The organism is Clostridium sp. YIM B02551, assembly GCF_022324735.1.
In the GTDB taxonomy this organism is placed as follows: Bacteria; Bacillota; Clostridia; order Clostridiales; family Clostridiaceae; genus Clostridium_T; species Clostridium_T paridis.
Genome location: NZ_JAKGTF010000002.1, coordinates 107137 through 119437 on the forward strand (window position 1 = coordinate 107137; position 12301 = coordinate 119437).

Consider the following 12301-nt stretch of genomic DNA (forward strand, 5'->3'; position numbering starts at 1 on the left):
TTAGTTACAACTGGATAATTTATACCCATTAAAAGAACATATATTCGCATGGTCGAAGTAATTTAAAAACAGCCTCTAAAAGACTATGCTCTTAGTGGCTGCTTATTTTTACTTCATTATTTTACATATATTATTTGTAAATTCTACTGGATCACTTATAGATAGTCCTTCTATAAGCAGTGCTTGATTATACAATATATCTGTATAAAGATTGAACTTATCTTTATCTGCTTCGAATGCTTCTTTAAGTGATTCAAATACTGGATGATTAATATTTATTTCTAATATTTTATCTGCCTTAATATTTTGATTATCAGGCATAGAATTAAGTATCTTTTCCATTTCTATTGAAACTTCACCATCATTCGCTAAGCATACAGGATGATTTTTCAATCTTTTTGATGCTCTTACGTCTTTAACTTTATTCAACAAGTTATTTTTCATATTTTCAAATAAATCTTTATTTTCATTTTTATTAGTGTCTGAAGTTTCATCATTTTCATCGGATTCTATTCCTAAATCACCACTAGATACAGATTTAAATTGTTTATCCTTATAATTCATTATTGTCTTTATGGCAAATTCATCTATGTCATCAGTAAAGTATAATATCTCGTATCCTTTATCAAGAAGAAGTTCTGTCTGAGGTAGCTTTTCTATCCTTTCAATAGATTCTCCAGCAGCATAATAAATAAATTTTTGCTCTTCAGTCATTCTTGAAACATACTCACCTAAGGTTACCATTTTCTTCTCTTTTGAAGAATAGAACATTAATAAATCTTGTAGTACTTCCTTATTAGCTCCAAAATCACTGTAAATACCATATTTTAATTGTCTTCCAAAGGATTTATAGAATTCCTCATACTTATCTCTTTCATTTTTTAATATACTTTCCAACTCATTTTTTATTTTTGTTTTAATATTCTTTGCTATTAGTTTAAGTTGTCTATCATGCTGTAGAATTTCTCTAGAAATATTAAGTGATAAATCTTCTGAATCAACTATACCTTTTACAAAGCCAAAGTAATCTGGTAATAAATCAGGGCATTTATTCATAATCATTACCCCATTTGAATATAATTCTAAGCCCTTTTCATATTCCTTAGTATAGAAATCAAATGGTGTTCTTTCTGGAATAAATAAAATAGCATTATAGCTTACTGCTCCATCAACACTAATATGAATATGCTTTATAGGCTTATCGAATCCATAGTGTTTTTCAGAATAAAAGTTATCATAATCTTCTTTAGTTAATTCATTCTTATTTTTTCTCCATATAGGAACCATGCTATTAATTGTTTGTTCCTCTATGATAGTTTCATATTCATTTTCACTGCCTTCTTTAAGTCTGCTACTACTTATATCCATCTTAATAGGATATCTAATAAAATCAGAATATTTCTTTATAATGTTCTTTATTCTATATTCATCTAAATATTCATCGAAGCTTTCATCCTCTGTATTTTCTTTTATTTTAAGTATTATATCAGTACCAAATGATTCTTTTTCACATTTTTCTATGGTATATCCTTCTACACCCTTAGATTGCCACTTATATGCCTCATCACTTCCAACTGCTCTACTTATAACTGTAACATCATCTGATACTAAAAATGCAGAATAAAAGCCTACTCCAAATTGTCCTATAATATCATATCCATCTTTTAGTTCTGTTTCCTTTTTAAATTTTAATGACCCACTTTTAGCAATGACACCAAGGTTATCATCAAGTTCCTCTTTAGTCATACCTATACCAGTGTCTATAATTTTAAGTATTCTGTTTTCCTTATCTAGCGTTATCTTGATATAGTAATTATCTTTTTCAAAACTTAAGGAATCATCCGTTAATGCTTTGTAATAAATCTTATCAATGGCATCGCTTGCATTTGAAATAAGTTCCCTTAAAAAAATCTCCCTATGGGTATAGATTGAGTTGATCATTAAATCTAATAATCTTTTAGATTCTGCTTTAAATTGTTTTGTTTCCAAGTAAATCTCTCCCTTCAAAATTAAAACAATTTTTATTATCAGCACTCCCTATATAGGAGTGCTAACCCATAACTTTTATATACCACTTTTAAAAACTAATGTCAATATATGTATAAAATAAAAACCATCAGAATTTTTAATCCTGATGGTTAACTCCTTAAATTACTTTCTATTTAACTTTAAAGAACTCAGATATTTCTTTTATCTTTGATGCTAAATCTGATAACTGGTCACTCATTCTTGAAACCTCATTTATTGCTTGAGTTTCCTCTTCCACTGAAGCTCTTGTCTCTTCTGTAGATGCTGCATTTTCCTCTGCAATAGCTGATAAATTACTCATAACATCCATTATTCTAGATTTTGCTTTCTCCATAACCTGTCCAGATTTGTTCATCTCATCAATTATTGATGAAATTTCATTTATAGACTTACTAATTTCTTCAAATTGGCTTGAAGTTGCTGAAACACTAATGTTTTGTACATCCATTATTTTCACTAGATCTTCAGAAACTTTTACGGAACTTTCAGCATCCTTCATCAATTGATTTACTGCCTTATCAATTTCATCTGTAGACTGCTTAGAAGCTTCTGATAACTTTCTAATTTCATCTGCAACAACTGCAAAACCTCTCCCTGCTTCTCCAGCACGTGCAGCTTCAATAGATGCATTAAGTGCTAATAGGTTTGTTTGTTCTGATATTGATGCTATAAAGTTACTTACTTCTTTTATTTTATTAACTCCATTAAATGTTTTTTCAATATCTTTTGAAATAGTTTCAACTGCTTTCTCAGTTTCAATAGCCTTTTCATTTAATGCTTCAATCAATTCATTTCCTTTTACTACTACACTTACAACATTCTTAGATTCAATATTTAAACTTTTAAGATACTCTTGATCTTTTTCTATTATATCTCCTAATGTTGATACTTCGGTTGCTCCTTTTTGAGTGTCTGTAGCTTGTTCTACTGCACCATTAGAAATATTTTCAACCGCCCCTGAAATAGCCTCTGAAGTACTTGCTACTTTTCCGGTTATATCACTTAGATTTACTGATGAAGTTTCAATCTCTGAGGAAACTTCCTTCAGATGATTAGCAAACTTATGAAGATTTGCAATCATATCATTGAAAGAATTTGCTAAGTTACCTACTTCTCCTGATTGCTCAAGCATTTTCTCGTCTATTTCAACTGTTAAATCCCCTTTAGAAATTCTAGTTGCTATTTTTGATACATCTGATATAGATTTAGATAAAATTGTTACAAAGCCTAAGTCATCTTCACGACCAGGGGTTTTTAAATCTAGTTTTATTATTAGGAAATAGAAAATAACAAAATATATAATTCCAAATATAATACCAACTATAATAAGTAGTATAGGTTTCTCTGCTATACCAAGATTAACTAAATAATCAACTAGCCCTGCAGAAAAAGTGAATCCATTTCTTATTCCTAATAAATTAACTATAACTAATGATATTCCTGTTAATAAAGCATGTACAACAAATAGAATTGGTGCTAAAAACATAAATAAGAATTCAACTGGTTCTGTAATTCCTGTTAAAAAAGAAGTTAATGCAACTGCAATAAAGGCTCCCCCAACATATTTTCTATTTTCTTTTTTCGCAGCTGCAAGCATAGCTAAACAAGCTGACGGAAGACCAAATAACATTACTGGGAAAAATCCTGTCATGAATGCACCTGCATTAGGATCACCAGCAAAAAATCTGTTTAAGTCACCCTTAATACCATTATATTCACCTAACATTGTCCAAATTTGTGTATTTATAACGTGATGCAAACCAAATGGAATTAGTAGACGATTCAAAAATCCATACACAAAATCGCCTAATGCTCCTGCACCATAAATCCAATTAGCTAAACTAATTAAATTGCTTTGGAATAAAGGCCATGCATATCCAAGAATGATGCCGAATATAAAAGAACTACCGAAGGTAATAATTACTACTAGCCTTTTCCCACCAAAAAAGTTAAGCCATAGAGGTAATTCTCGTTCTGAGAACCTATTATAAACCTCTGCTGAAATAATTCCTATGATTATACCTGCCAATACTTTCATATCGAAAGTTTCATTAATTGCCTTAGCTACGTTAGTCATAACTAAGTATCCCATTACAGAAGCTACTCCTGCCGAACCATTATTATCTTTAGATAATCCAACCGCAATTGCAACTGCAAATATTAATGGTAAATAGCTAAAAATAACATCTCCAGAGGTGGTGATGATTTTGTTGTTAAAGTATACACCTAGACGAAGTAGTATTCCCGCTAATGGCATAACTGCAACTGGTAGCATAAGTGACTTACCTATGCTATGTAAGTACGATGATTTGCTGTTCATATGTACACCTTCCCTTATCATTTTTCTTATTTTCTATTACTGCCAAACTATTATATAAAATTCTAGAGGTCTAGGCAACTTCTTAATCTTACCAAACTTGACTTTCTTATCAATTGTTTTAAGAATGGAATTTTGTTATTAATAATTCAATTTATATAATAAAAATAATGTATAACAAAAAAAGCCATAGAACCCTCTATTTCTATGACTTTAAATATTTTAAATTAATTTAGTTTTAATTTCTTTTAATGAACTTAATTTTTCAATTTCCTCTTCTTTAATAGGCTTACTGATAAAATATCCTTGTATATAGTCGCATTTAAGACTCTCTAAAAGACTTATTTGAATTTCTTCCTCTATTCCTTCTGCTACAACTAGAATTCCTAAGTTATGCGCTAGTCCTATAATCCCGCCAATAATCTCTAGGTTTTTATCCTCATTTAATAAATTATCTATAAATGATTTATCTATTTTTAAAACATCTATAGGTAATCTTCTTAAATAGCTTAAGGATGAGTATCCTGTTCCGAAATCATCTAAGGATATCTGTATATTCATTTCTCTAAGTTTCTCTAATACAGTAATAGTATTTTCAATTGAACTAATTAATATTGATTCTGTTACTTCTATTTCAAGAAACTTAGGATCTAAATCTGCATCTTTTAACGCCGATTCAACAACTTCTATTATGTTATATGTTTCAAGCTGTTTTACTGAAAAGTTTAGTGAAAGTACTATGTCTTTATTATATGTATCTTGAATATTTTTAAAACTTTTGCAGGCTGTTCTTATAATCCATTCCCCTAAAGGGACTATAATTCCCAAATCCTCTGCCACTGGAATAAATTCACCCGGACTTACCATTCCGAGTTCAGGTGATTGCCAACGCACCAAAGCTTCAAATCCTCGTATTTTATGTTCACTTAAACTATATATCGGTTGAAAAACCAAAAAAAACTCATCTTTATGTAATGCTGATTTTAATTTCGCTTCAAAATTTATTTTGTCCAATAACTCTTTCTTCATTGCACTTTCAAAAAACTGTATATTATTCTTTCCAAGCTCTTTTGCCTTATACATTGCGGTATCAGCATTTCTCATTAGTTCTACCTGCTCAGTTCCATCACTTGGGAAAGCTGCTACACCAAAGCTTGCACTAGACTTTATTTCATTATTACCAATTATAAATGGTTTAGAAAATTCCTCTCGTATATTTTCAATGTACATGTATGCCTCTTTTTCATTTAAGTTCCTTTGAATTATTAAAGCAAACTCATCTCCACCTATTCTCCCAATCAAATCTTTTTCATTAATTGATTTTTTAAGACGATTAGCTGCCGCTCTTATAAACATATCTCCTACATGATGTCCCATTGTATCATTTATTTTTTTAAATGAATCAATATCAATGAATATTACATAAAAATAAGCTGAAGTTTTCTGAAAAGTTTCTATAAGTTCATTAATCTTGTCCATAATTGTCTTTCTATTTGGCAATTCAGTTACCATATCAAAATGAGCCATTCGATATAGCTTTTCTTCATTAAGCTTTAGTTTATTGTTTTTATCATTTAATTCGTTGTATCTAGAACTTAGTTCTGCATGAGTAACTGCAATATTATCATACATTTTCTCAAGTTCTTCCCTTTGCTTTACTTCCGTCATATACATTTTATTTACTCTATCATAATGTGCCTGATTGATTAGATGTACAACAGGAGCTATAACTAGAATTAATGCAAATAATATTATTTGAACTATTATATATATCATTCCAAATTCAAAAGGTGTGTTTGAAAGTACTAATGAATAATACATACATACTAAAAATGTTGAAATAATAGAATAGTTTAGCATAACTCTTGTAATTCTAAGTGAGGATATAATTATATTTATAAATGCTATGGTCCATATGGCTGGTCCAATATATTTATAAATTCTTATTGCTATAAAAATTAACACTAGCGAGAATAAAAATGATATCCAATGAGTAATAATTCTAGTTTTTATCCTTAAATATTGTGTAATAATGAAGCAAAAGCACAATACTAACATTACTATACTATCTACTACAGCACTTTTTAGTTCATGATGAAGTATATAATTAGTTATTGCGCCTATAATTAAAACAGGTATCCCATAGTAGCAACCTATATAATTCTCCATTCTCTCTATGGTATCAATATCATTTGATTCATTTATTACTTTTATTATGCCTGGAATAGTTTTAGGTACTTTTTTCTTTGTCACGTCTTCACCTCAAAAGAAACAATTTTATTTATAAAAAGTAAAATCTTAGAGTTTGTCCGTATATTTTTTATAAATAATATTATACCTTATTTCACCAATGTATAGAAATACTTATCCATAAATAACAATTATTTAACGCTATAATCCAATTAAATATATAAAAAAACATTCATCTTATTAATAAGATAAATGTTTACATTAAGCTAAAATTCTATAAATTAGCTTATGGATCTTTATTTACTTAACTTCATAACTGTCTCACAATGATGTGTGTGTTGAATATTTCTACCAAGTTTTCACTTAGTGTACTTTATTATTTACTTTTATTTATCCCTAATATAAGAACTAATTTAATTATTTTACTCTCCGCTCATTCAACAAATTATTAATTCCATTAATAGTATTTAACTACATTCCAATTATAAATAGCGCAATTCAAATTACATTATTGTTAGCATTTCATAAAAAAGATTGTTATAATAACATATATTTTAATTTCATGTTATATACCTTAATTAAACTTAATAAAATTCTATAATCATTACGCTATATTTTTATTACATCCTTTAAGAATATCGCGAAGCAAAATTCTACTATACAGTAGCGTTATTATATACTAAGACAGGTAATTATTATACTTGTCTTCTAAAAACATAACTTGATTTAGTATATCCCATCTTATCTTCATAAAATCTATGTGCATCAACTCTTGAAAAGCCAGAAGAAAGTGCTACTATCCCACATCCATTTTCCTTACCCCATGTTTGTACATGTAATAAAAGTTTTTCCCCATATCCTTTTGACCTTTTACTTTCATCGGTGATTAAGTCATAAACCCAAATATGTTTTCCATAATATAAGTTTGTAAGCTGGATTACACCTGTAACTGCAACAATTTTTCCTTTTTCAAGTAATGCAAACATTTTATATCCTTCCTTGTGCATCTCTTTTATAAGTTGTAAATATTTTTCCTCATCTAAATCAGTTAGTAATTGTTTCATTACTAAAAAAGCATCTCTCAACTGCTCTTCTTCTGTTAATTCTTTAATTGTTATTAATTCCTCGATCATTTTATTCCTCCACTTATTTAATTTTAATGTTTAATTTATAATTTTAAACTGATATTATTAAAAATATCGATTTTTACATTTCTTATAGTACTAGTCGTAAAAGGTTTATATGTGTACATTTTCAAATTCTTTAATTAATTAAATTAGAATATGCTATATTTTTATTTTAGGTTTCCTACAATATTTACTTTTAATTGCACGACGCAGATTCCCCTACTATCCTAGTAAAGTTGAAAATATTAAAAATGAATAACATAAAAGAGTACTTCTTTAGCTATTTCACTAATATAAAGTACTCTTTTCAAAAATTGAGTTATATTATAACTATATTGTTTGCTTAGCAGATTCAACTGTTATCTCTAATACTCTACTTAAAAAAGGGAACTTTTTCTTCACCATATCAAAGTCTGGACCCTCTTCAAGGAATTTTGCAGTTCCTTCTATTAAAAATCCTGCTCCTGGATATTGATGTCCCATAACCTCTTTGCTACCTACAGTAACCTTAACTTTATTATTTGCTTCTATATTTTTTTGAGTTCTTCTCATGCCTCCTGCAGGTAATAATATCCTACCATCTTCAGTAACATTAAGAAATGAATGCCAGGTATTAACTACATGTGCCTCATTGTTACTACAAGATACTATAGCTACTACTCCTTCATGTGATATAACCTCAAGCAATTTTTCATTTAACATTTAAATTCCTCCTCTATAATTCTACAAATTTAGTTATTTTAATATTTTAAAAAGTCGTAATCTGTGCACGTTGACTTTTCTATAAGACAATTATACAATCAATGTGTACTCATCAAAAGTGCCAATTCTTTTTATTTTATAGGATACAGTTTAAAGGGAGAGTGTTTTTTAATGATTGTTCTAAATAACGATTCAAGAGTTCCACTATATTTGCAAATTTATGAGCAGTTAAAAGAAGAGATAATTTCAGGAAAGCTTTCAGAAGGCACTAAGCTATATTCGACACGAACGCTTGCAACAACATTAAATGTCAGTAGAAATACAGTAGAAAGTGCTTACCTACAACTTTCTTCTGAAGGATATGTCACAAGTAAAGCAGGTAGCGGATTCGTAGTTGAAAAACTAGATAGTGTGTTAATCACTAAGTTAAAGAGAGATAACTCTGTCAATATTGAGAAGTATAAAAAAACTACATTACCTAACATGAATACTGATAATTATAAGTATAATTTCAAATATGGAAAATTAAATGCTTCTGATTTTCCTTTGCGCTTATGGAGGAGGATATCAAATAAATGCTTGTCCTCTATAGATGCTGAGGTTATGACATCCTATACTAGTAGTAAAGGCGAAAAAGAATTACGAATAGAGATAATGGCTTATTTAAATAAGTCAAGGGGTGTCTCATGTACCTCAGAACAGATCATTATTACTTCAGGCTTCGAGCAGTGTTTAAGTTTACTATGCCAGATGCTCAGAAACAATTTTTCTAAAGTTGCTTTAGAAGATCCTGGCTACATTGGTGCAAGAAAGATTTTTAACAATAACGGATATGATGTTGTTCCAATTAGCTTAGACAAGGATGGAATAAGTATTACTGATTTAGAAAATAGTTCCACAAAGATAGTGTATGTAACCCCCTCACATCAATTCCCCACAGGATCAGTGATGACAATTCAAAAAAGATTACAATTATTAGATTGGGCTAGAAGAGAAAATGGAATTATAATAGAAGATGATTATGATAGTGAACTTCGTTACAATTCAAGGCCAATACCTTCAATACAAGGTATTGATTCAAATGGCTGTGTTATATATATTGGTACTTTTTCAAAATCTTTGTCCCCAAGCTTGCGATTGAATTATATGGTTTTACCCCAATCATTTCTAGAAATATATGATAACTTTTTTAGTAGTTACCAATCCTCTGTTCCAATAGTTGAGCAAAAAATAATTCAACAATTTATGCATTTAGGGCATTGGGATAGTCATCTGCGTAAAATATCTCTTCTGAACAAAAGAAGACATGATACGTTAATCAACGCTATTCATAAATTTATGGGAGACAATGTTATTATTCACGGTAAAAATGCAGGTCTGCACATCTTACTAGAAGTAAATAATGGATTATCTGAAGAAGAGATAATAGAAAAAGCTAAAGAATATGGTGTTTTAGTTTCTCCTGTATCTACATATTGGTTACGTAAAGATAAGTATACTAATAATATGGTTTTTCTTGGTTTCGGTGGTATGACTGACAGTGAGATTGCTGAAGGTATTAATTTACTTAGTAAAGCATGGTTTAGTAAGTAAATCCTATTCAAAAATTAAAATAGAGATTCTAAGTGCTATCGCATTAGTGGATTAAAATCCATTAGCGATAGCTCATTCTTTAGCTTGTATAAATTATTTACTAAATGAGATCTTCGCCTGATTATTAATTCTTTAAAAATAAGCACGCTTTATATAAATGAATTTAATAATATTGAGTGGCACATTTATAAATGCTTTATCTTACAAAGTGTCTTTTCTATTTTATATCCTGCTGCAGTTAATACTTTTAAATCATCAACTAAAGACTTCGGATTACAGCTTACATATATTATGTCCTTTACATTAAAGGCTATAACATACTTCATTGCTGTAGGATGCACTCCACTTCTTGGTGTATCCAATATTATTATATCTGGATTATCTTTCACTTCAGTTATTACCTTAGAATATCTCCAGCTATAAATTCACAATTATTTAATCCATTTAATTTAGTATTTTCATTTGCAGCCTCAACAACCTCTTCGATAAGTTCAATTCCTACTACCTTTTTAGCTTTTGGAGCTGTTATTTGCCCTATTGTACCCGTACCACAATATAGATCAAATATAACCTTATTTTCTCCATCTCCCATAAAATCTCTTACTATCGAATAAAGCTTTTCTGCTCCTTCTGTGTTAGTTTGGAAGAAAGAGAATGGTGATATCTTAAACTTTAAAAGAGAAAACAAACTAAGCACTTTTATTATTTATAATATTACTTAAAATCCAATTCATTATACTTATTAAAAAATGGAGTTAATTTAGCTATAATCTTCTTTATTCCATCTTGAATATCTGATTCTATATTTAAGGCTAAAACTGGCTCATGTAATGATAATCTTAGTAATAACCAGCCATCACCACTTTCTTTATCGCATTTTATCTTTATTCCTTCATAATTTTCAGGTTCAATTCGCCATCCATCTATATGTTCTGTATACTTTATTAGGTCTTCTAGTATCATTTCTCCGTATTCCCTAAAATCTTCTCTTTCAATGTTTATTCTCATGTCTTTGCTTTCTTTAGGGTATTTTAGATTATCTATGAGGTTGGATATTTCTTTTCCTTCTTCTTTTAATTTAGCCATTTTTATTAATATCTTAGCTATTAAATATGCCCCGTCATCTAAGAAATAATTTTCTTTCAAAGCAGCATGACCTGATGTTTCAATTGCTAGACAGCTTTCTTTTCCTTCTTCGTTTAATCTTTTAGATTCATTTATAACATTTCTATATCCTCTTTTAAATCTATGGTGAACACCGCCTAAATTAGTTATAAATTCTGCAAGACCTGTAGATGTTATTGAATCAGTAACAATAATTGAATTTGGATTTTCATCAAGCACTATTGAAGATATTAATGCTATAAGGGCATTTTTATTTATTTCTTTACCATCGTTGCTCACTATAGCCGCTCTATCTACATCCGTATCAAAAATTATTCCAAGGTCTGCTTTGTTTTTAAGTACAGCTTCTTTAATAGATTCCATTGCCTCTTCATTTTCTGGATTAGGTATATGATTTGGAAAATTCCCATCTGGTTCGGTAAATTGGCTTCCTTCAGTGTCAGCACCTAATTTTTCTAAAACCTTATATGCAAAAAATCCACCAGCTCCATTTCCTGCATCTACAATTATTTTTTTTCCTTCTAATGGTCTTTCATAATTCTCAGATGAATTTACACTTTTTCTTATTTTATCTACTAATATCCTCGAATAAACATCTATAAAATCTACTTCCTTAATTGATCCTTTAGTTGTAGAATTTTTTTCTATTGAATTAGAACATTCTATTATATCTACTATATCTTGCTTTTCACATCCACCTTCTTTAGTGAAAAACTTTAATCCATTATAATAATAAGGAAGATGACTTGCTGTTATCATTACAGATCCATCGCAAGAATAATCTTTTAAGATAGTAGTCATGAACATAGCAGGAGTTGTACACATTCCACAATCATAAACATTACAGCCAGAATCTATTAGTGCTTCTATTAAAGCTTTTTTTAATTCTTGGCCTGACAACCTCGAATCCATGCCAACTGCTACCTTTATATTGTTCTTATTTATACCTTTAACTTTTTTTAACCACTCTGCAAAACCGGATCCCAAAACATTTACTAATTCAGGTGTAAGATTTTTTCTTCCCTCATGTTCAATTGCTATTCCTCTTATATCCGTCCCACTTTGTAATTTTTTAAGTTCGTGTAGCATAATAAAAACTCCCCTCTAAATTAAATTTTATATAAACTTAAGAATGATACTTCATTTATTCCAATATGGTTTATTGAAAAAAACTTTGAAAATAGGAGAATATTACAAGTATTCTCCTATTGTTTTAATT

Annotated in this window: 7 protein-coding genes and 1 pseudogene; 1 reads left to right on the top strand and 7 read right to left on the bottom strand. The window is 29.2% G+C overall.

Going from position 1 to position 12301, the window contains the following annotated elements; all coding sequences use genetic code 11:
• Window positions 1-108: 108 nt before the first annotated feature.
• The 5 genes from htpG to L1S47_RS03215 all read right to left on the bottom strand — a co-directional run bounded on the left by htpG (window position 109) and on the right by L1S47_RS03215 (window position 8364).
• Complete coding sequence (gene htpG, locus L1S47_RS03195; RefSeq protein WP_238882076.1) at window positions 109-1989, bottom strand: molecular chaperone HtpG; 1881 nt, start codon at window positions 1987-1989, stop codon at window positions 109-111.
• 169 nt (window positions 1990-2158) lie between these two features.
• Window positions 2159-4348: a PTS transporter subunit EIIC gene (locus tag L1S47_RS03200; RefSeq protein ID WP_238882077.1), complete on the bottom strand. Its 2190-nt coding sequence runs from the start codon at window positions 4346-4348 to the stop codon at window positions 2159-2161.
• Between the two features lie 219 nt (window positions 4349-4567).
• Window positions 4568-6598, bottom strand: a complete 2031-nt coding sequence (locus L1S47_RS20535; protein ID WP_238882078.1) for a bifunctional diguanylate cyclase/phosphodiesterase — start codon at window positions 6596-6598, stop codon at window positions 4568-4570.
• A 632-nt stretch (window positions 6599-7230) separates the two neighbouring features.
• A complete protein-coding gene (locus L1S47_RS03210; protein ID WP_238882079.1) occupies window positions 7231-7668 on the bottom strand; it encodes a GNAT family N-acetyltransferase in 438 nt (145 codons plus the stop codon).
• A 324-nt stretch (window positions 7669-7992) separates the two neighbouring features.
• Entirely contained in the window at window positions 7993-8364 is a 372-nt protein-coding gene (locus L1S47_RS03215) for a pyridoxamine 5'-phosphate oxidase family protein (RefSeq protein ID WP_238882080.1), read from the bottom strand.
• A gap of 171 nt (window positions 8365-8535) precedes the next feature.
• Here L1S47_RS03215 and L1S47_RS03220 point away from each other — a divergent pair, with 171 nt between their 5' ends.
• The gene (locus L1S47_RS03220; protein ID WP_238882081.1) at window positions 8536-9957 is read left to right on the top strand and encodes a PLP-dependent aminotransferase family protein; all 1422 of its coding nucleotides are present in this window, start codon (window positions 8536-8538) and stop codon (window positions 9955-9957) included.
• Window positions 9958-10142: 185 nt separating this feature from the next.
• Here the strand turns inward: L1S47_RS03220 and L1S47_RS03225 are convergent.
• Window positions 10143-10633: pseudogene (locus tag L1S47_RS03225) on the bottom strand (class I SAM-dependent RNA methyltransferase); the annotation flags it as partial.
• Between the two features lie 38 nt (window positions 10634-10671).
• Complete coding sequence (locus tag L1S47_RS03230; protein WP_238882082.1) at window positions 10672-12171, bottom strand: phosphomannomutase/phosphoglucomutase; 1500 nt, start codon at window positions 12169-12171, stop codon at window positions 10672-10674.
• Window positions 12172-12301: the final 130 nt, after the last annotated feature.